This window comes from Glutamicibacter sp. NPDC087344 (assembly GCF_044744225.1).
Classification (GTDB): domain Bacteria; phylum Actinomycetota; class Actinomycetes; order Actinomycetales; family Micrococcaceae; genus Glutamicibacter.
Genome location: NZ_JBIUXY010000002.1, coordinates 87494 through 107729, shown reverse-complemented (window position 1 = coordinate 107729; position 20236 = coordinate 87494). Strand labels below are relative to the sequence as shown.

The following is a 20236-nucleotide window of genomic DNA, read 5'->3' as shown; positions in this document are numbered from 1 at the left end:
ATGAAACTATGTTCGACTCATACGAAGAAGCAGAAAACTACTTCGAAGTCACACCCTGGAAAGCAGGGACCTTCGAACAAAACCCCTGCCTGGACCCCTGGGACGCCAAATTCATCAACACCGCCCTCGGCTCAAACAACCCAGCCCTCCTCCAACGAGTCCTCGAACAAACCGAACGCATCAAATCCTTCTACGCCTCCATCCAAGCCCGCGCCACCGCCCGCCTCGACGCCCTCACCGGCACCACCCCCCGAACACCACCCCCTGAACATCGAACGCGGCACCGCCCACGCCATCGCCCTCGCCCGCCACCAATCCCCCCAAGGCACCCTCGTCTACCTCCGCCGCATGCGCAACCTCATCCCCGACATGCCCTACCTCTTCTCCCGCTTCGAACAAGGCCACCTCAGCGAAGCCATGATCCTAGCCATCATGACCCCACTGGATAACTCCACCGCCACCGAACGCCACGAATTCGACCGCTTCTACACCCAACACCCAGACCTCTTCGACGCCGCCAGCACCACCGAAGCCAAAAACACCGCCCAAAAAGCCATCGACCTCATGCGCGACACCCCACGCACCGAAGAAATCGAAGACGCCACCGCCGACCGCTACCTGCGCATCCGCAAAGGCAAAGACTGCTTCTACCTCAACGGCAAAGTCGCCCCCGAAATCGGCGTCGCCCTGGATGACTTCCTCAACACCAAAGTCAACCAAGCCATCAACAAAGGCGACACCCGCACCCGCAGCCAACTCCGCGCCGACCTCTTCGTCCGCGCCATCACCGGCCACCCACTAGATAAACCACTCCCCATCAACCTGCACGTCAACCTCGTCATGACCGACCGCTCCCTGTTCATGCGCACCCCAGACACCGCCGCCATCCCCGGCTACGGCAGCATCCCCGCCGAATACGCCCGCCAACTCCTCGCCGACATCGAAGCCACCTTCACCACCGAACCATCAGCCCAGCTCACCAACACCCTCGCAGCCCGCATCAACGCCTACCCCATGTTCCGACGCCTCTTCATGGCACCCAACAGCCAAGACCTGGTCACCATGGACTCCAAAGAGCGTTTCTACGACGGGAACCTGCGCCACCTGATCCAACTCCGAGACCAGTTCTGCCGCACCCCCTACTGCACCAACAAGCCCGAACACCTGGACCACGTCAAGCAAGCAGCCAAAGGCGGAGCAACCAGCTTCAGCAACGGGGCCTGGAAATGTGCCAGTTGCAACCTCGCCAAAGAAGCCCCTGGCTGGGAAGAAGAAGTCGAATCCAGCGCACCACACCGACTCCACATCAGACCCACCTCCGGAGTCGAATACGTTTCCTCCAGCCCACCGACCACCGGCATGGGCCGTATGAACCGCATCCTCTTCCAAGCAGAAAACCTCATCCCACCAGTCCCGGTGAAATACCCGCCACCAGATCCCGACGGCATCACCATCACCTAACCACCACCGCACAGGCAAGTGTGAACACAACTAACAGGGCAGGCCCCACACCACCAAAAAGGGTGCGGAGCCCGCCCCACACCCACGCCCAAATGTTCCGGTTAAGACAACAAGACCCCCGCACGCGGGGGTCTTGCCGTCATCCCTGGATTTCTAGGCCCAGGCTTGTTCCATCGGAGTATCTCCGTCATAGAAGTTCGAGGTCTGGCGGATCAACAGGTCCTCATTGATCACCAGGGCGATCGCCTCTGCAACGTTTTCGCGCGAGGTATCAGCTACTTCCGGGGCACTCCCGTTAATCTTTCCGGTCTCGTCAGCCACAACCACCTTGCCGGTGACCGGACCGAGGGTCAGCACGCCAGGACCAAGGATGGTGTAGTCCAAGTCCGAATCCCGCAGCACTTCATCCGCGTCGTGCTTGGCCCGCGCATAGGGATAGAAGGAATGCGACGGGTCCAGGCTGTCAACATCAACCAGCGCCCGTGAATAGGAAACCATCACAAAACGTTTGACCCCGCTTTGCTGCGCAGCTCGAACCGCACGCGAGGCTGCTTCGAAGTCCACGGCATTGGTGCGTCGCGGGTCACCGCCACCGGCGCCAGCAGAAAAAACAATCGCCTGTGCACCCTCGAACACGGCGGCCAGCTCATCCACGCCGGCGCGCTCAATATCCAGCACGACAGGGTTTGCCGAGGCCGCTTCGACGTCTGCTGCATGCTCAGGATTTCTGATCAGCGAGTCAACGGCGAATCCCTTGCCCCGTAACTTAGGGGCCGCAAGCAACGCGATCTTACCGTGCCCGCCCAGAATGACTACTCGTGGTGAATCGGTCATAAACCTTCCTTCCTCTACGGTCTTCCTCTGGCATAACCCCGTCAGGCCTCAGATAATTCCAACACTCAGAACTCCGGGGTGTCGCCGGCGAGCGCTAGAGGACCTGGTTAGCCGTTCATATTCAGTTCTGAATCGGTGAGCGATACGATGCGTTTGCGAACCTTTTTGGCGCCTTCGATCAGCTCTTTGATTTTTTGTGTTTCAAGTTTGTCTGTCCCGACGCGATGTCGCGGGGCGATGTAGGCCAAGGTCGCCACTAGGTCGCCGCCGGCACCGCGTAGCGGTACCGCTACGGAGATGATTCCATCTTCCAGCTCGTCGATGGTGCTGGCCCATCCCTGTTCACGGACGGTGTCCAACTCAGCTTCCAGCGCTGACCAGCTGTCGATTGTTGCCGGAGTCAGTTTTTCAAGCTGGTTGCCTGTTGCCACACGCACTTGGTCGGCCGTGAGTTCAGCCAACAGCAGTTTGCCAGTGGCTGAGGCATGCAGCGGCCAGCGCTGGCCCTTCATGTCCGACATGGTCACACCAATCGAGCGCGGAGATGCTTGCTGCACCAAGTCGAGGTCGTACTTTCCGCGCCGGACACTGAGGGTCACCGTTTCGTTCATCTGCTCGGCCACGTCGTCCACTACATCACTGATGCGGGAAACAAGCCCGGCTGCGGGATCGACGTCCTGCGCGATCCGTGCCAAGTCCCAACCCAGGGAATAGTGGGTATCTTCGCGGTCGACGAACCCTTCCTCTTCCAAGGTCAGCAACAGTCGGAAGACGGTGGCCCGGGGCAGCTCTACCCGTTTGGCAATTTCGGTGACGGTCAGCGGCACGCCCTCGGCCGCGAGTGCACGGAGCACCGCAATGGCTCGTGACACCGAGCGGTTGGAGGCTACGCCCCCGGACGTCTTTTCGGTTGTTGCTGCCATGAAGGATCCAGCCTTTCGAGTTGTCTTCTACTCAGCCTAACGTGTCGACCACACAGTGAACATTTAGTTCGCGGTGTCACTGCCTTGGGTGCCGCGTTCAGGACCCCTGCAATGTGCGGGTATCTGTGGGTGCAACACCGAAGTCTTCATGACGCGAAATGTCCGTCAAACTCGCGATCGCGAAGGCCTTCCCGAGTGCTTTTCGTCACGCTCGCACCACCGGTGGCGGTCAAGAGTTTTGATCCCCATGTGCTCGCGGGAGAAACGACCAGTTTTCACCATGGCCCGCCACGGGGCATCACTACACCGGAAGGAGATTCAGATCTACAGGTGAAGACGGTATTTGCAGGTCTCGAACGACTGGACGGGTGAACGCGAAACAGCGGTGAGAAGCACGATCGATTCTGCGCCTTACGCCATGCTGCGAACGACGTTTGGCAGCTGGCGGCAAGACGCTTCAGCGCAGCCTGGATCTTCCTCAAATGGTGGCTAGCATTGTCCGATTCGCTACGATACGCTATCCGTAGATTGGTGATCACATAACGTTTAGTTCGATCACTGATTGACCATTTCCCCTTCGCATTAGTGATTCGCGGAGCCTCATCATGCGCCCCTTCAGCCACCGTGGCAATACTTGCTGTTCACAGAGAACAGCATGTCCTCGCGTCGCACCCTCAATGACACCGCGCATGTCCTGTATCAGCGGTGGAATCAACCACCTTTCGGCTCGAACGCCCATCACGCCGCTACCCCACGCGCGGTAGCGGCGGCTGCTCCGAAGATTTCCCTATCCCGGCTCATACCGGGTTTTTCCGGCATGCCCATTCAAGGCCTGCCCGCAGGTGCTTGAGCCTGCCCAATTCCATGTTTAGAAATCTCTTTTCGAGAAGGTGAAGTGAAAACTGCCCTGTTCCGAGCGCGCAAGCCTCTGAGCGCAAACCCGACGCTAAACCTCGCGGGTGCTGGAATCGCGATCATTGCCGTCTGTTATGGACTGGCCCGATTCGGTTACGGATTTTTTATCCCGATTTTCCGTACCGAGTTCAATTTATCCCCCGCGGTCATTGGCCTTTTCGCCTCGGCCTCCTACATCTCCTACTGCATTGCGATCATCGCAGCCACGGTCCTGACCGCCGCGGTGGGTGCCCGCACACTGGTCATCACCTCGGGGATTCTGGCCGCCGCCTCCATGGCGGGTATCGCAATTGCGCCAAATGCAGGTGCGTTGGGGCTCGCGGTCTGCGCCACCGGCTTCTGCACCGGATTGGTCTCCCCGCCAATGGCGACGGTGATCGCTGAGAACGTGGCTTCGAAATACCAAAACCGTGTGCAAACAATGGTGAATTCAGGCGCCGGGGTCGGTGTGGTCATCAGCGTTCCGGTGGCCTTGATGGCGGCAAGCCAATGGCGACTGGCATGGTTGTTCTTCGCTGTCCTCGCCTTGGCAACCACCGTGTGGATCGCGCGCAGCGCACCACGTCGCGCCACGGATTTCCAGGCGCCGAGGCAGCATCCACGTGGCGGCCTCATGGAACGAATGTTTCCCAAACCGCTCTTTCCCACCGGCAGCGCACGCCTGCTCGCAGCCTCCGCACTACTGGGTGCCTCATCAACCTCGATGCTGACCTTCGGACGGGACTTCATGATTACCGCCGGGCAACACACCTCCGGGGTGACCACCATGGCTTGGGTACTTCTCGGCGCCAGCGGCTTGGTCGGATCCGCGGCTGGCATGCTGACATCCCGTTATGGGCTGGTGCGCTGCTGGGCTATCGGCTGCCTCAGCATCGGTGGAGCAACCCTGCTGCTTGTAGTTTTTCCCGGTAACGCCATGTCGGCAATCGCTTCAATGGCGCTTTTCGGCGCCGCCTACACGACCACCTCAGGGTTCTTGCTGATCTGGGGCACCGAGGTCTACCGTCATGCACCGTCCATGGGGGTGGGCATGTCATTTCTTGTTATTGCCCTGGGGCAAGCCGCTGCGACTCCCCTACTGGGGGTCCTCATGACCTCGATGGGAGCCGTCGCTCCATTTGTCGTGGCCGCCCTGTGTGGAATCGCCGCCTGCTGGATCAAGCCGCGTGTCCCAACCATACCGATCACCATGCTGATGGAAATCATCCCCAAAGCTATGATCAAAGAATGAACGCTATAGTCATTTAGTGATCTTTGGTCTAAGCTATCTTTGTAGCCTGCAGCTCTCGCGAGGAGGCTGCTGCATGCTGGACGCAACGGCTGCCTCTGGCGGTTGGTTTCCGCACTCCCACGACGCTGCCTTTGGCAGCACATCGACCTGTCGTCCGTTGGAGACCAACCGTACAGATATCGCGTCCACCTCAACCTTCCATCCGGGCAGGGCAACTTGATGCACGCAATTTTGATGACGCAATTCGGCGGACCTGAGGTCCTGAAGTACGTCTCGCGACCCGAGCCGAAGCCCGGAGCCGACGAGTTGCTGGTCCGCACCGAAGCCATTGGCGTCAATTTTATTGACACCTACTACCGTGAGGGTATCTACCCGGTGCCGCTTCCATTCATTCCCGGCGACGAAGCCTGCGGCGTGATCGAAGCGGTGGGTGACGAAACGGCTGGTTTCTCGGTTGGCGACCGCATTGCCTGGACGGCGCCCTACGGCTCCTATGCCGAATACGCCCTGGTCCCGACCGCAGCCGCCGTGCCCGTCCCGCACAACATGGATGCGGCGAAGGCCGCCTCAAGCCTCGCCCAGGGCATGACCGCCCACTACCTGTCGACGTCTACCTATGCGATCCAACCAGGCGACCGGGTGCTCATCCATGCGGGAGCCGGTGGTGTTGGCCTGCTGCTGACACAAATGGCCGTGGCGCGCGGCGCTACCGTCATCACCACAGTTTCCAGCGACGCTAAAGAAGAGGCCTCACGCTTGGCCGGCGCAACACACGTGCTGCGTTACGGCCCGAACCTCGCCGCGCAGGTTCGGGAGCTGACCGATGGCACCGGCGTAGCGGCAACCTACGACGGTGTCGGTGCAACCACCTTCCGCGCCTCGCTGGAGGCCACGGCAATTCGCGGCACCGTGGCACTATACGGCGCGGCCAGCGGCCCCGTCCCGCCGCTGGATCCCCAAGAGCTTAATGCGGCCGGCTCGCTCTACCTGACGCGGCCAACAATCAGCCACTACACCCGCGATCGCGAAGAACTTCTTTGGCGGGCCAACGATGTCTTGAACGCCATCAACGATGGTTCGCTGCAGGTGAATGTAGGAGGCAGGTACCACCTCTCCGACGCCGGGCAAGCACACACCGACCTTCAGTCGCGGGCAACCACCGGCGCGCTGGTCCTGATCCCCTAGCGCCGCTTTCCACGCCGGAGGCAGGTGCAACTGCACAAGCTTCAGCAAACGCAGTTCTGCCCAGTCTGAAGAAGTTTCTTGGGCCGAACTTTCGTCAGCCGATCCCTGTGCGCTCTACCCGGTGGGGCTGGCTCCGAGTACCCCGCGTTGTTCGCTCCACCAGGCGCGCCGCCGTGTCGCAGGTCCGGTCACCGGCTCCTGCAGAGCGGAACAAATCAACCGCGTACTCATAAACAATGTCAGAGGTCGACTGGGCTAAATGGACAACTCGCTCCGAATCCAGCCCGTTGGCGCGGGCCATTTTCGCCCAGTTGCCTGTGGTGATTTCGGTGGCGGTATCCGCTCCGCCGATCTTCATTGCAAGTTTGTCCGAGAGTTCCGGCCACACCTGAGTCGGCAGCGAGTCGTACAACGGTGTCAGCCTCACCTCGTCGTTCAGGAACACCGAGTAGTTCTTGCCGTGGGCATCTGCGTTCCCCAACGCAGTGTTGAACGCCAGCATCTTGATGAACGTGTACTTTTGCTCGGGGTCTGCATAGCGCTCAAGCAGTTGCAAGATGTCTCGCACATCTACATGATATGTCCGCCCTGGGCTCAGGCTCAGGGCCTGCGCGAAATCCTCGGTTGGGATACGCCTGGTGACAGGCCCGCTGGTATCACGATCAAATCGTTCCACCATGAAAGTCTCTTGTCCAAGAAACTTCACAGACTCAGCGTGCGGAGCTTCGATTCCCGCCTGTCCTGCCAGAGCCAACGACCCCGATTCCAAAGCTGGAGCGTCTTGGAACCTCGTGAGCGGTTTAAGGATGTGAGTGGACGGCAAATTTGGGCTTGACCAGTACCATCTGCCGAAGCTCTGTGCAAGAGTGAACTTGCCTTGGGCGCCAGCCATTGACACACGAGCGACCTTGACCAGCTCTCGGGAAAGCCACGCATCGGGATCATTACCTATCGAGAGGATACGATCGGCAATCTCATCGTCGCCTGCGGGACGTTCGACGCTGCTGGCTTCGTCGAGGCTACCACCCTCTGGTAGCAGAACCAATGCCCCGGCGACGTCAGTACCCATGTGCGACAGCAGTCCCATTGGCTCGTTGGGCACATTAAGAGTTTGCGACCAACGTTCCCGCACTCGTTCATTGTCAGGCAGCAGATTGTCCAGGTACTTCCCCGCGGCATTTTTCGTGGCCGTGCCGTCGCGTGGCAGAGACAAGGAGATGGGACTGCTCGGTGCGTCCTGGTTGTAGTTGAAACGCACTCGGTTTTGGTCGCGGATAAATTGTCCTACATGTCCCCCGTCAACCCATGCTTCGAGGGCGCGAGCCACCGCCGCGCGCCTTTGTTTTTCAGGCGACCATCGTCACCGAACATCCACGTCGGGTAGCTGGGAATCGACCGCGCTCGAACACCGACCGCTTCCAGTACATTCATCGCCAAGCCGATCTCGGCGCGGGGGTGCGAAAGTTCCAGATCCACGATGAATTGAAGCTCAGCACCCGTTTCCTGCGCCAGCTGCTCTTGAGTCATCCCCGACCGCTCACGCGCATCCCTAAGCACCTGTGCCAGACGCTCGTGGGTGTGAATGAAAGGGCGGCTATTCATGGGTCCAAGTATACCGCCGGGTCAGCACCGGATGCCGGTGCGCCAGATAGGGCTGCCTTATAATTCCGGGCAAATACCGACGAAGCTGAGGCCCCGTCGGCGCGCACCGGCAGGGGCCTCAGCTTTGCTGGTTTGCAGCCCAGCTATGCATTCTTGTTGTGCACCTTTGATGTGAACGGTCTTTAAAGTGCGCACCCGGCGGCGTTCACCAGATGTCGCCGATGGTGTAGCCCTCGGGGAAGGGGTCCGTCGACTCAAGAACGTACTTGCTGAATCCAGAAATCCAGCACTGGCCGCCAATTGTGGGAACGATAGCCCGACGCCCATGCAGTTCGGTCTCTTGGAGAACTTTCCCGGTAAAGGTGATCCCCAGCAATCCTTCGTTCAGCACCGTATCACCCACCCGCAGCTTGCCCTTGGCGTGCTCCACGGCCATGATTGCGCTCGTGCCCGTGCCACAGCACCCCCGGTCGAGTGCTCCGGTCCAGGTTTCCGGCCGGTTGAAGTCTACCTCTCCCGAGAGCATGACGTTTGAGGTGCGAATATCCTTGCCCTCGGTAGGCGACGGTTCGTGCATGATCGACAAGGTGATGCCAATACCCGGGTAGTCAGGGTGCGCAACTGGAAGTTGCTCCTGCGCCGCCTTGGTCACCAGGGCAGAGATCTTGATGATCTCTTTCCCCTTGTCCGGAATCAGTTCCAGGCCAGGGAACTGCGTGGCATCGATGATGACGTAGAACATTCCTCCCCACGCCACATCTACCCTCACTTTCCCCAGATGCGGCACCTCGATCACCCGATCGAGGTACACCGCGAAGGATGGGACGTTCTGAAAGGTCACCTGAGTTGCCTTGCCATTGGAGCATTCTGCTGTCACAGGGATCAAACCGGCTGGCGCCTCCAAATTGAACTGGGTCGTCGGCTCGTGCATCTCAATCAGCCCGGTCTCCAGCAGGGCCGTGGCCACAGCGAGGACATTTCCCCCGCTCATCATGGGGTATTCGGTTTGTTCCATGATGATGAAGCCAGCCTGAGCGCGCGGGTCCTTGGCCGGCACGATGAGGTTGGCGCACAAGGCGGGGATGCCCCTGGGCTCACGAAGCATCAGCTTACGCAGCTGATCATCGTTCTTTTCCATCCACTTCGCCATTTCATACACGGAATCTCCGGGAATGGTTGGCACACCGCTGGTGATCACACGCAGCGGGGCCCCTTCGTGCATTTCGACCGCGTCGATCATTCGTTTGAAAGCCATTTTTTGAACCTTTACTCCTCGCTGTGCATTCGATGTTGTGGTGTTCAGTTGACCGGTGGCGGAACAAGAACCAACTTGCCCATGTGGGACTTGGACAGAAAATCCTGCTGCGCCTGGGCAATCTGCTCCAATGGATAAACCTTGGAGACATGCGGCCGGATTTCATTGCGTTCAACGTAGCCAATGATGTTCTCGAAAATATGATCATCCTGGAATGTGCAGCCAAGCACCTTGAGATCATTGAGGTAAATCGTGCGCAGATCGATCGGTGCGACCGGTCCGCCGATCGCACCGGCAATCGCGTAGCGTCCACCGCGGTGCAATGCGGCCAGTCGCGCATCGACCCCCTCACCGCAGACGACGTCCAAGACAACATGGACCTTTTCCGCCAAGGCTTGAGACAAGTCCGCATCTCGGTGCAGCACTTCGTCAGCACCCTGCGCACGGAGCGCGTCAGCCTTGGAAGTGGAGCTTTGCGCGATCACGTATGCACCACGGCGTTTGGCCAGTTGCACCGCGGCCAACCCGACCCCGCCGGATGCGCCGGTAATGAGGACCCGCTCACCGGAAGCGACCTGTGCACTGTCCAGCATGAGTTCCGCCGTTGAGTAGGCGCAAGGAATTGCGGCCAGTTGCTCGTCGGTCCAGTCGCTTTCGACCTTGTAGGTCTCACGGGATGGAGCTACGGCATACTGGGCGAATCCGCCGTTGCATTCGCTGCCGAAGGTCCAGCATTCGAAGGGTCGATAATCCACATAGGTGCGAAGCATATTGCGCACCAAAACTCGTTCCCCAATCCTAGAAGCGTCTACCCCTTGGCCAACGGCCACAATTTCACCGCACACGTCCGCGCCTTGGATCAGCGGGAAGTTCAGCGAGGTTCCCGACCAGCTCGCGTCCTGCTCATCGGTGTGGTCATAACCCGATGCCGCTCCGTTCTCCGTGGCATCGGTGATCTGCTTGGAGTACCAGCCAATGCGGGTATTGATATCGGTGTTGTTGATCGCCGAGGCCTTCACTTGAATCAAGACTTCTCCAGCCGAGGGTGCCGGAACGACGACATCGGATCGGTATTCAAGTTTTTCAATCCCACCGTGCCCGGTGAGTAGTACGGCGGCCATCGTTTCGTTGACGGGCATGGGAGTTCCTCGGTTTCCTCGGTCTGCAACGACCGCCTGCTTGGCGGTAGGGCAGGTTGATTCCTTCTGGCATTTCGTTCATAAATTGAACACAAGAGTTCAAGAACTGAACGCTTTACATACATTCTGCGGTTGCCGAAGAAGCCTGTCAAGGATTGCGGTCAAACATGCCTGACCATTTCTCGCCGACGGATATGAAAAGATAGGCGCACGCGTACTCTGAGGCGAAAAGTAGGTATTGAAGGCTAATGGACGAGCCAAATAATCTAGCGAACAAGTCGGTACTCAAGGCATTGAGTGTCCTTTCGGCGCTAGCAGATTTTCCCGACGGCGCCTCGGCGACGGATCTGGCCGAGGCAACCGGGAATTCGCGGCCAACGGTTTTCCGCATGCTGCTCAGCCTCGAAATCGCAGGTTACGTGGAGCGAAGTGAAAATACCTATCGGCTTGGCTGGGAGCTCATCCGGCTTGGCCGCCTGCCGCACCTCAACCAGGGGTTAGCCAAAAAGCTGCAGCCGATCCTGGATAACTACGCGCGCCACATCAATGAGACCGTGAACTTTGCCCTCTGCGGAGCCAACGGCCACTTCGATATCGTCTCGGAGGGATCAGCTCAGCGCATCCTCTCCATCGAAGAACGATTTGTAGGCCACCACTTCCCGCCGCACGCGAGCAGCTCAGGCAAACTCATGCTCAGCGATCTCTCGGATCAAGAAGTCCTAGCCCTGCTGCCGGCCACGCTTGAAAAATTTACCGACAAAACGATCACTTCACCCAAGAGCCTGTTGATCGAACTGCACAACATCAGAGAACAGGGCTATGCGGTCCTTGACGGCGAATTGGAAATCGGACTCTTTTCAATCAGCGTTCCAGTACGGAATGCATCCGGCCGGCTGATCGGAGCCATGGCCGCTTATGGCCCAGCTGAACGCATGAAACTCCAAGGAACACCAAACATCGTTGAGAGCTTGCAGCGCGCAAGCGCCGAAGTAAGCCACACGATTACCGCCGCCCGGACAGAAAGCTCCTCCCTCTAGTCCCCGACAGCACCAGGCAGTTCCCGGGCAAGGAAATCCCGCACCCTGTGCAGCGCGAAACCCCGCGAGGTAGAACTTATTACACAGCTGGGGCCTGCCCCCATTCCTCGGCGAGCATCGCATAAACCACGCCATCCATCCACTGCCCATTTCGGTGCAGGCCATTACGCAGGTTGTAGGACTCCCGGCGCATCCCCACGCGTTCCATCAGTTTCCATGACGGTTCATTCGCGGCGAAGCTTTCGGCAACCACCCGGCGAAGTCCCAACGCGCCAAAACTGAGCTCCAAAATGGCTTGAACCGCTTCGGTGGCGTAACCCAAACGCCCGTAGGCCGGATCGAAGCTCCAGCCTATTTCGGCTTCAACGCTGTGCGTCTGATCAAGGATTTCACGCTGGCCCCAACCGTCGTGCACCTTGAGCATGACCGTGCCAATCAGAGTCCGGGTACCGTCCGCGTTGCTCAATTCAACGGCCACGTCACGCTCGAGGCGTCCACCTTCAAGGAAGTGTTCGGTATATTCCTCCAGCGTCGCCGGAGCGGCGGTGATCCATTCGGTCACCTCGGCCAATCGCCGGTAACGCCAGGTCGCTTCGAGATCCGCCGATTCAAGCCGGCGCAAAGTTAAGCGCTTTGTTGCGACAGGCCACGCCACTTTGCTTAAAGAATCTTCCATATATGAAGCTTATTACATGCGCTCAACCGACCGATTTTGTCCACGAACGGTAATGGATAGCGTAGTTGTCTGTAATAATTAGCCGACTAATTTCGGTTGAAATTACCCAACAATAGGTCACAAACGCACTTGTCAGCACCTCAAAACCTTCGAGGATTTGACAATGTTTGCTTACCCAACCCTATTTACATGTGTCTCATTCAACAGGACAGCGGCTTCACGTATTACCTAAAGCTAAGGCTAAGCTAATACTTAGATCAATCATTCCAGCGACCATCCGGTTGCTTCCACACAAAGGAATCCATGGCCTCCATCAAGCTTCGCGCTGCCGCCCTGCTGAGCATCGCCGCCCTGTCCCTGACCGCCTGCGGCTCGAACGCCGAGTCCGCACCGGAAAGCACCGAAGCTTCCGCCGCAACCGTGACCATCACGGACAACGAGGGCGAGAAGACCATTGCTACTCCGCCGAAGTCAGTTGTCGCGACCGACAACCGCACCTTTGAAACCCTGTCCGACTGGGGTGTAGAGCTCAAGGCCGCAGCCGTCGCGCTGATGCCGGACACCATCGCCTACACCAAGGACTCCTCGATCGTTGACCTGGGCAACCACCGCGAACCAGATCTGGAAGCAGTTGTCGCCGTCCAGCCTGACCTGATCATCAACGGCCAGCGCTTCACCCAGTTCGCCGACAAGTTCAAGGAACTGGCTCCAGAAGCCACCATCCTGAACCTCGACCCACGTGACGGCGAGCCGCTGGACAGCGAACTCGAGCGCCAGACCACCGCGCTGGGTGAGGTCTTCGGCAAGCAGACCGAGGCGGCCGCACTGGTTTCCGAGCTGCAGGCCGCTGAGAAGCGCGTCACCGACGCCTACAACACCGAAGACACCGTCATGGGCCTGATCACCTCCGGCGGCGAGCTGGGTTACTCGGCTCCAACCACCGGTCGCACCGTCGGCCCGCTGTTCGACTTCCTGAACCTGACCCCGGCTCTGGAGGTGGAGGAATCCTCCACCGACCATGAGGGCGACGATGTCTCCGTCGAGGCCATCGCCAAGTCCAACCCGGACTGGATCATCGTGATGGACCGCGACGCCGCAGTTGGCGCCGAAGAAGAAGGCTACAAGCCTGCCAAGGAACTGCTGGAGAACTCCGAGGCGCTGAAGAACGTCACCGCCGCCAAGGAAGGCCACGTCGTCATCATGCCGGCTGACACCTACACCAACGAAGGCATCCAGACCTACACCGAATTCCTCAACGACTTCGCTGACGCTCTGGAAGCGGCAAAATAATCCAAACGCGCTACACAGCGTAAAAGTGGCGGGGCCGGCATCGGTCCCGCCACTTTGTACCATCACCACACATTTATCGGCGGCTTCATGACACCCACCCTGTCCGCACCCCGCACCAAAGGCAAGCTTCTCAGCTGGCAGTTGCTCCTAGGTATCATCGGCGTGCTCATCCTCCTGGCCATTTCCCTGTTCACCGGGGTCTACGACATCTTCGGCGCACAGGACGGCGCCGAAATGTTCGCCATCACCCGCGTCCCCCGCACCATCGCACTGGTTCTCGCAGGAGCGGCCATGGCCATGAGCGGGCTGGTGATGCAGCTGCTGACCCAGAACCGTTTTGTGGAACCGACCACCACCGGCACCACCGAATGGGCCGGATTGGGCCTGCTGGTCATGCTGGTGCTTTTCCCGCAGGCAAGCATCCTGTCCAAGATGGCCGTGGCGATCGTTTTCGCCTTCGCCGGCACCATGATCTTTTTCCTGTTCCTGCGCCGGGTCTCGCTCAAGGCCTCGCTGACCGTCCCGATTGTGGGCATCATGCTCGGCTCGGTGGTCGGGGCGTTTTCCACGTTCTTGGCGCTGACCACGGACAAACTGCAGTCGCTGGGTATCTGGCTGGCCGGTTCCTTCACCTCCGTGATCCGCGGGCAGTACGAGGTGCTGTGGATTGTGGCGATCGTGGCCGTGGCGATCTTCATCGTCGCGGACCGATTCACCGTGGCCGGGCTGGGTGAGGAGATCGCCACCAACGTGGGGTTGAACTACCGCAACGTGATGCTGCTGGGGACCGCGCTGATTGCGGTGGCCACCGGTGTGGTGACCGTGGTGATCGGCAACCTGCCCTTCCTGGGGCTGATTGTGCCCAACCTCGTGTCGCTGTGGCGCGGCGACGACCTGCGCAGCAACCTCCCGTGGGTGTGCCTGCTGGGCATCGCCATCACCACCGCCTGCGACCTGCTTGGGCGCACCATCATCGCTCCCTTTGAAATTCCGGTCTCGCTGATCCTGGGTGTCCTGGGTTCGGTCGTCTTCATCCTCATGCTCCTAAGGCAGCGTCAACGTGGCTAACCTGATTTCTTCGCCGGTGCACTCCGGCCATTCCCCTGCCCGAACCTCCGGGGCCATGCCGACCACGAAGGTGCGCAAACGCTACTGGATCACCCTGGGCATCATGGTGGTGCTGGCGCTCGGTTTCGCCATGGGGCTGCTGGCGTGGGATAACCCCATGCCGTTGGGCACCCAAGGATTCTGGATCATCGCGAAAATGCGGGCCGGAACCATCCTGACCATGGTGCTGGTGGCCGCCGCGCAGGCCATTGCGACCGTTGCCTTCCAAACCGTCACCAATAACCGCTTGCTCACCCCGTCCATCATGGGTTTCGAGGCGCTGTACCGGGTGGTGCAGACCGGTGCGGTGTTTTTCCTGGGCGTCGCCGGGATTACCTTTTTCACCGGCATCGGCCAGTTCGCGCTGCAGGTGGGCATCATGGTGGCGCTCTCCGTGGCGCTGTACGGCTGGCTGCTCTCCGGCAAACTCGGCAACATCCAGATCATGCTGCTGGTCGGCATCATCATCGGCACCGGGCTGGGATCCGTGGCGACGTTTATGCAGCGGATGCTCACCCCCAGCGAATTCGATGTGCTCACCGCCCGGCTTTTCGGCTCCATGACCAACGCGGACATGAGCTACATGCCGCTGGCGATCCCGCTGGTGCTGGTGGCCGGCGGCTACCTGCTGGCAAGTTCCAAAAAGCTGAACATCGTGGGTCTGGGCAAGGAAACCACCATCAACTTGGGTATCAACCACCGCCGCGAGGTGATGATCACCCTGTTTTTCGTTTCGATCCTGATGGCGGTCAGCACCGCGCTGGTGGGACCGCTGACCTTCCTGGGTTTCCTCGTTGCCACCCTGGCCTATCAGTTGGCCGACACCTACGACCACCGCTACATCTACCCGATGGCATTCCTGTCCGGGTTTGTGGTGCTGGCCGGGTCCTACTTCGTCATGAAAAACGTTTTCTACGCCCAGGGTGTCGTTGGCATCATCATTGAAGCCGTCGGCGGCATTACCTTCCTCATCTTCATCCTGCGAAAGGGACGACTGTGATCACCCTCAACGACGTCCACAAGAAGTACTCGTCCTCGGTCTCCATTGGCCCGATCACCTTGGAGATCCCCACCGGTGGCATCACCGCACTGGTTGGCCCGAACGGGGCCGGCAAATCCACCATGCTCACCATGGTCGGACGCCTGCTGGGTATCGATTCGGGCAGCATCGAGGTGGCCGGATACGACGTCACCAAAACCAACTCCAAGGACCTGGCCAAAATTGTCTCGATCCTGCGCCAGGAGAATCACTTCGTCACCCGCCTGACCGTGCGCCAGCTGGTGGGGTTCGGCCGCTACCCGCATTCGAAGGGTCGGCTGACCCAGAAGGATGAAGAAATCATCTCGCGGTCCATCGACTTCTTGGACCTCTCCGAGCTGGAGGGCCGCTACCTGGATCAGCTCTCCGGCGGCCAGCGCCAACGTGCGTACGTCGCGATGGTGCTGGCCCAGGACACCGACACCGTGCTTCTTGACGAGCCGCTGAACAACCTGGACATGAAGCACTCGGTGATCATGATGCGCCACCTCAAACGCGCCGCCGTGGAGTTGAACCGGACCATCGTGATTGTGCTGCATGACATCAACTTCGCCGGCCACTACTCGGACTACATCTGTGCCATGAAACAGGGCAAGGTGGTGCAGTTCGGCACCCCGGAGAGCATCATGCGCGACGAGGTGCTCAGCGATGTGTTTGAAACCCCGGTCCGGGTGATCGACGGACCACAGGGCCCGCTGGCGGTTTACTACTAAGCAGGCTGACACCGAAATCCTAGGCTGGTGGGTAGTACCTGCGTCCTGCTGGTTCACCTAGCAGTTCACGAAATAAGCGGTGCTGACAGTCACTTTCTGACTGTGAGCACCGCTTTTTCAGAGGTTTGATATTGGCTACCGGCGTGCGTCTTGAATTCGGAGAATCGCCTGCAATGCGCTTTGCGCAACTTGACTTCTGTTGTTGCCGAAAGCACGTTCGGCTTCCATAAGTTTGATGTCCGGCTTGCCGATCTCCACGGTCACACCTTTGAGGAGCTCGTCGCGTTTCATGCCGATCAGGTTGTTTTTGTTGTATCCCAATGCGGAATGACTCTTAGGACGGCTAGTGCTCATTCGCCAGAACTCCCTCGCAAGTTCAACAATACTTGAAGTGATTCCACCTTAGGCTGCTTCAGAGGTTGCACGCGCACGTCCAAAGTATAGGAAAATATATAGGAGTATAAATTTTTCCTATACTTCCTTATATTTCCTTATACTCGGCTCCGGCTGCAGGCATTTCACCGACCCTGACTCGCTCGATACCACGCGTGGGTTCGCAAGACCCCGTGGGGCACTGGCCACCTAAGATATGACCTAGGCGCTATTTCACGCCGTTCAACGAGCTGGAGGGCCGCCAATGGGAGCGAATGGTTCCCTGTTAAACACCGGGGCTGGCATGTGGGTCATGCTGGCGGTCGCGGCCGCCGCTGCGGCACTGATCAACCATTACTTTTTGCGGATGCCCGTCAAGCAGGTAGTTTTCGCCGTCGCCCGGGCACTGGTTCAGATGATCCTGGTGGCGCTGGTGATCAGCCAGGTTTCCCGTTCCTGGCCCCTTGCCTGCGCGTTTTTGCTGCTGATGCTTGTGGTGGCGACGCTCACCGCGACCCGGCGCATCGGACACCTCGCCTGGTGGGTTCCGGCCAGCGCCATCCTTGCCGGGGTCCTTCCGGTAGTTGGCCTGATGCTTGGTTTCGGGGTGCTTCCCTTCTCCGCGCTGGCGATGATCGCCGTGGTGGGCCAGCTGATCGGCGGGGCGATGAGCGCGGTGAACCTGGCCGGACGACGGCTGCACCAGGAGTTGGAGCAGCGCGCCGGGGAGGTCGAGGCGGCACTCGCGCTGGGCTTCGGCACCCGTGATGCCCGGAACTTGATCGCCCGACCGGTCGCTTCCGAGGCGCTGCTGCCGGGCATCGACCAGACCCGCACCGTGGGAACCGTGACGCTGCCCGGCGCGTTTGTCGGTCTGGTGCTGGGTGGAGCCAGCCCCCTTGAAGCTGGGCTGGTTCAGCTGATCGTGCTGGTGAACCTCATGGTGGTGCAGGCGATTGCCGTCAGTGTGATCGCGGAGCTCATCGAACGTCGGGTTGGCCAGCGCACGGTGCCGGCGATCTGAACCACGCCTCGGCACAACGCTGTCCGAGATGAGTCATTCCCGGCCTTCGCGAGCGAATTCGACGGTGGAATGATGCAGAGCCTACTCTCGTTTCATGCCTACAACAGGCAACCTCAAAGATCCACAGCCCCGAGTTATCCTTGGATTTTCCGTGCGTGGGTCACTCCCGCGACCAGTCACCAGCAATGCGACGCATGTCCCTATTTCCTTGCTCTCAGGGATTGGTCATCCGCTCTGGCTCATCCCAAAACTTAGAGGCATAGGCAAGCAAATCATGGCGCCCTAGAGTAAACGACGCTGCGGCCATTCTGCCTGAGATAAATTCAGCAAGTCATTGGGCGGAAATTATTGTCGTGCTGAAGCAGCTCAGAGGATCCTGAATGCTGGCGTTTAGCATTCCGGAACAACCTCCTGACGACTAGGGTTGAAGCAACATCTCGAATCCCTTGGAAAGGCTATTTTCATGCCCGCAGTTGATACCACTCATCAAGATTTCCAGGATGCCGATCGTGGATTTCTGGGCACAATCAGTCCGTGCATCATTACCAATGAAGCCGGTGAAACAGTCTGGGATGGCGACAGTTTTAGTTTCGTATCCGGGGATTCCCCTGACTCAGTGCATCCAAGCCTCTGGCGCCAGTCGATGCTCGTTAACAAGCACGGCCTCTACGAAGTAACAGAGGGTATCTATCAAGTCCGCGGATTCGACCTCTCGAACATCACATTCGTTGAGTCGGACACCGGAATCATCGTCATTGATCCGTTGATCTCCACCGAAACTGCTGCAGCGGCATTGGATCTGTATCGCCAGCATCGCGGCAACCGAAAAGTCGCTGCCGTGATCTATACCCACAGCCACGTCGATCATTTCGGCGGAGTACTCGGGGTCACGAGCCTGCAAGATGTGGAACGCGGAGACGTGCAGATCATCGCACCGACAGGCTTCATGGAACATGCGGTATCGGAGAATATCTATGCTGGAACCGCTATGTCGCGTCGTGCCGGCTACATGTACGGAGCGGCTCTGCCCCGGACTCCGCGCGGGTCCGTGGGTGCTGGTCTAGGGCATACTACTTCCATCGGACAAGTTGGCATCATCCCGCCCACCGTGCTGGTCACTTCCACTGGAGAACGGTTGACCGTCGACGGGGTGGACATCGAATTCCAAATGACTCCGGATTCGGAAGCTCCGGCAGAAATGCATTTCTACTTCCCTGGTTTCCGCGCCCTGTGCCTGGCAGAGAACGCCACCCACACCTTGCACAACATCCTCACCCTGCGAGGTGCGCTGGTCCGCGATGCACGCGCCTGGGCCAGCTATCTCACCGAAACCATCGAACGTTATGCGGACATTACCGATGTAGCGTTCGCTTCGCATCACTGGCCGACGTGGGACGGCGACCGGGTCAACGACTTCATATCCCGTCAGCGCGATGTCTACGCCTACTTGCATGACGAAACACTGCGATACATCAATCTCGGATACCAAGGTGCTGAGATCGCCGAGATGATCCAGCTGCCACCGGCCCTGGAAGAAGAATGGAGCACTCGCGGCTACTATGGGTCGATCAACCACAATGTGAAGGCTATTTACCAACGCTACATGGGTTGGTTCGACGCCAACCCCGTCAATTTATGGCCGCATCCACCACAGCAGCAAGCAACTCGCTATGTCTCAGCCCTAGGCGGGATCGACCGTGTCCTGGAACTGGCCGCTGAAGCCCAAGCAGATGACGATCCACGCTGGGCCGCGACATTGCTGGGACACGCAATATTTGCCGATCCGCAGAACGCCGACGTCTCCAATGCCCTGGCCAACGTGCTGGAACAACTGGGGTTTTCGGTAGAAAACGCTACGTGGCGAAACTTTTATCTAGCAGGAGCGCTGGAACTACGCGAAGGACGCTTCGGAACCCCGAACTCAGCAGACACGAAGTCCTTGGCCCAGCATGTGTCCGTCTCGCAAGTACTCGATAGCCTAGCCATCGCCATCGAAGCACCTAAGGTTTGGGACCTAGAGGCAGAGATCGATTTGGTGATCACGGATTTGAGTGTCACGCATCGGTTGCGCCTGCGGCATGGCGTGTTGATTCACCGTTTGCTCGCAGAGTCCAGCACACCGGCACACACCGTGATCCGTTTGAGCAAAACACGGCTCATGATGTTGCTCAGCGGGGATGCGGCTTCCCCTGGCCTAGAAATCAGCGGCCCGACCGGCGCTCTGAAGGAGATGCTTGGCGCCGCTTCTCCGGGGGATCCGAACTTTGCCATCGTGACCCCGTAGATATCACGTTGAGTGGGCGATGGGACTCGTAGCCGTCAAATCGTAGACATTCGGAAAACGACCAAGTTCGCTGGAAATTTCAACTGGCAAACTCGGCGTCTTTCCCACGTTTCCCATCGCCCGCACGCCCTACTGGAACACGCCACGTT

At 59.1% G+C, this 20236-nt stretch carries 18 protein-coding genes; 10 read left to right on the top strand and 8 right to left on the bottom strand.

Annotated elements, in window-relative coordinates; all coding sequences use genetic code 11:
• Nucleotides 1-348 precede the first annotated feature (348 nt).
• Nucleotides 349-1461: an HNH endonuclease gene (locus ACIOWL_RS03500; RefSeq protein ID WP_400381746.1), complete on the top strand. Its 1113-nt coding sequence runs from the start codon at nucleotides 349-351 to the stop codon at nucleotides 1459-1461.
• Nucleotides 1462-1614: 153 nt separating this feature from the next.
• On the opposite strand, the gene ACIOWL_RS03495 is transcribed toward ACIOWL_RS03500, so the two are convergent.
• Nucleotides 1615-2295: an SDR family oxidoreductase gene (locus ACIOWL_RS03495; RefSeq protein ID WP_400381744.1), complete on the bottom strand. Its 681-nt coding sequence runs from the start codon at nucleotides 2293-2295 to the stop codon at nucleotides 1615-1617.
• Between the two features lie 107 nt (nucleotides 2296-2402).
• Complete coding sequence (locus ACIOWL_RS03490; protein ID WP_400381743.1) at nucleotides 2403-3218, bottom strand: IclR family transcriptional regulator; 816 nt, start codon at nucleotides 3216-3218, stop codon at nucleotides 2403-2405.
• 895 nt (nucleotides 3219-4113) lie between these two features.
• Between ACIOWL_RS03490 and ACIOWL_RS03485 the strand changes: the two genes are divergently transcribed.
• A complete protein-coding gene (locus ACIOWL_RS03485) occupies nucleotides 4114-5364 on the top strand; it encodes an MFS transporter (RefSeq protein WP_400381741.1) in 1251 nt (416 codons plus the stop codon).
• Between the two features lie 216 nt (nucleotides 5365-5580).
• A complete protein-coding gene (locus tag ACIOWL_RS03480) occupies nucleotides 5581-6549 on the top strand; it encodes a quinone oxidoreductase family protein (protein WP_400381739.1) in 969 nt (322 codons plus the stop codon).
• A gap of 94 nt (nucleotides 6550-6643) precedes the next feature.
• On the opposite strand, the gene ACIOWL_RS03475 is transcribed toward ACIOWL_RS03480, so the two are convergent.
• From ACIOWL_RS03475 to ACIOWL_RS03460, 4 genes are all read right to left on the bottom strand, one after another.
• Nucleotides 6644-7876, bottom strand: a complete 1233-nt coding sequence (locus tag ACIOWL_RS03475) for a HipA domain-containing protein (RefSeq protein WP_400381737.1) — start codon at nucleotides 7874-7876, stop codon at nucleotides 6644-6646.
• On the bottom strand, nucleotides 7834-8151 hold the full coding sequence (locus ACIOWL_RS03470; RefSeq protein ID WP_400381735.1) for a hypothetical protein: 318 nt from the start codon (nucleotides 8149-8151) through the stop codon (nucleotides 7834-7836). The genes ACIOWL_RS03475 and ACIOWL_RS03470 overlap by 43 nt, the downstream gene beginning before the upstream one ends.
• Before the next feature lie 205 nt (nucleotides 8152-8356).
• A complete protein-coding gene (locus ACIOWL_RS03465) occupies nucleotides 8357-9406 on the bottom strand; it encodes a proline racemase family protein (RefSeq protein ID WP_400381733.1) in 1050 nt (349 codons plus the stop codon).
• Nucleotides 9407-9450: 44 nt separating this feature from the next.
• On the bottom strand, nucleotides 9451-10545 hold the full coding sequence (locus tag ACIOWL_RS03460) for an alcohol dehydrogenase family protein (RefSeq protein WP_400381732.1): 1095 nt from the start codon (nucleotides 10543-10545) through the stop codon (nucleotides 9451-9453).
• Between the two features lie 248 nt (nucleotides 10546-10793).
• On the opposite strand from ACIOWL_RS03460, the gene ACIOWL_RS03455 reads away from it, so the two are divergent.
• On the top strand, nucleotides 10794-11582 hold the full coding sequence (locus tag ACIOWL_RS03455) for an IclR family transcriptional regulator (protein WP_400381731.1): 789 nt from the start codon (nucleotides 10794-10796) through the stop codon (nucleotides 11580-11582).
• A gap of 79 nt (nucleotides 11583-11661) precedes the next feature.
• Here the strand turns inward: ACIOWL_RS03455 and ACIOWL_RS03450 are convergent, their stop codons facing one another.
• Nucleotides 11662-12258 (bottom strand): GNAT family N-acetyltransferase, encoded by a 597-nt coding sequence (locus ACIOWL_RS03450; protein WP_400381729.1) that lies wholly within the window; start codon nucleotides 12256-12258, stop codon nucleotides 11662-11664.
• A 303-nt stretch (nucleotides 12259-12561) separates the two neighbouring features.
• Here ACIOWL_RS03450 and ACIOWL_RS03445 point away from each other — a divergent pair, with 303 nt between their 5' ends.
• The 4 genes from ACIOWL_RS03445 to ACIOWL_RS03430 all read left to right on the top strand — a co-directional run bounded on the left by ACIOWL_RS03445 (nucleotide 12562) and on the right by ACIOWL_RS03430 (nucleotide 16407).
• Entirely contained in the window at nucleotides 12562-13548 is a 987-nt protein-coding gene (locus ACIOWL_RS03445) for a siderophore ABC transporter substrate-binding protein (protein ID WP_400381727.1), read from the top strand.
• Nucleotides 13549-13635: 87 nt separating this feature from the next.
• Nucleotides 13636-14616 carry an ABC transporter permease gene (locus ACIOWL_RS03440; RefSeq protein ID WP_400381726.1) on the top strand — a complete coding sequence of 327 codons (981 nt, stop codon included), beginning with the start codon at nucleotides 13636-13638 and terminating at the stop codon, nucleotides 14614-14616.
• A gap of 55 nt (nucleotides 14617-14671) precedes the next feature.
• Complete coding sequence (locus tag ACIOWL_RS03435; RefSeq protein ID WP_400382388.1) at nucleotides 14672-15655, top strand: iron chelate uptake ABC transporter family permease subunit; 984 nt, start codon at nucleotides 14672-14674, stop codon at nucleotides 15653-15655.
• A complete protein-coding gene (locus ACIOWL_RS03430; RefSeq protein ID WP_400381725.1) occupies nucleotides 15652-16407 on the top strand; it encodes an ABC transporter ATP-binding protein in 756 nt (251 codons plus the stop codon). Before ACIOWL_RS03435 ends, ACIOWL_RS03430 begins: the two co-directional genes overlap by 4 nt.
• 135 nt (nucleotides 16408-16542) lie before the next feature.
• Here ACIOWL_RS03430 and ACIOWL_RS03425 read toward each other — a convergent pair whose 3' ends face one another.
• The gene (locus ACIOWL_RS03425; RefSeq protein ID WP_400381723.1) at nucleotides 16543-16761 is read right to left on the bottom strand and encodes a hypothetical protein; all 219 of its coding nucleotides are present in this window, start codon (nucleotides 16759-16761) and stop codon (nucleotides 16543-16545) included.
• A gap of 283 nt (nucleotides 16762-17044) precedes the next feature.
• Between ACIOWL_RS03425 and ACIOWL_RS03420 the strand changes: the two genes are divergently transcribed.
• A complete protein-coding gene (locus ACIOWL_RS03420) occupies nucleotides 17045-17803 on the top strand; it encodes an ABC transporter permease (RefSeq protein ID WP_400381722.1) in 759 nt (252 codons plus the stop codon).
• Nucleotides 17804-18266: 463 nt separating this feature from the next.
• Nucleotides 18267-20087, top strand: coding sequence for an alkyl/aryl-sulfatase (locus tag ACIOWL_RS03415; protein ID WP_400381720.1), 1821 nt, complete (start codon nucleotides 18267-18269; stop codon nucleotides 20085-20087).
• Nucleotides 20088-20236 lie beyond the last annotated feature (149 nt).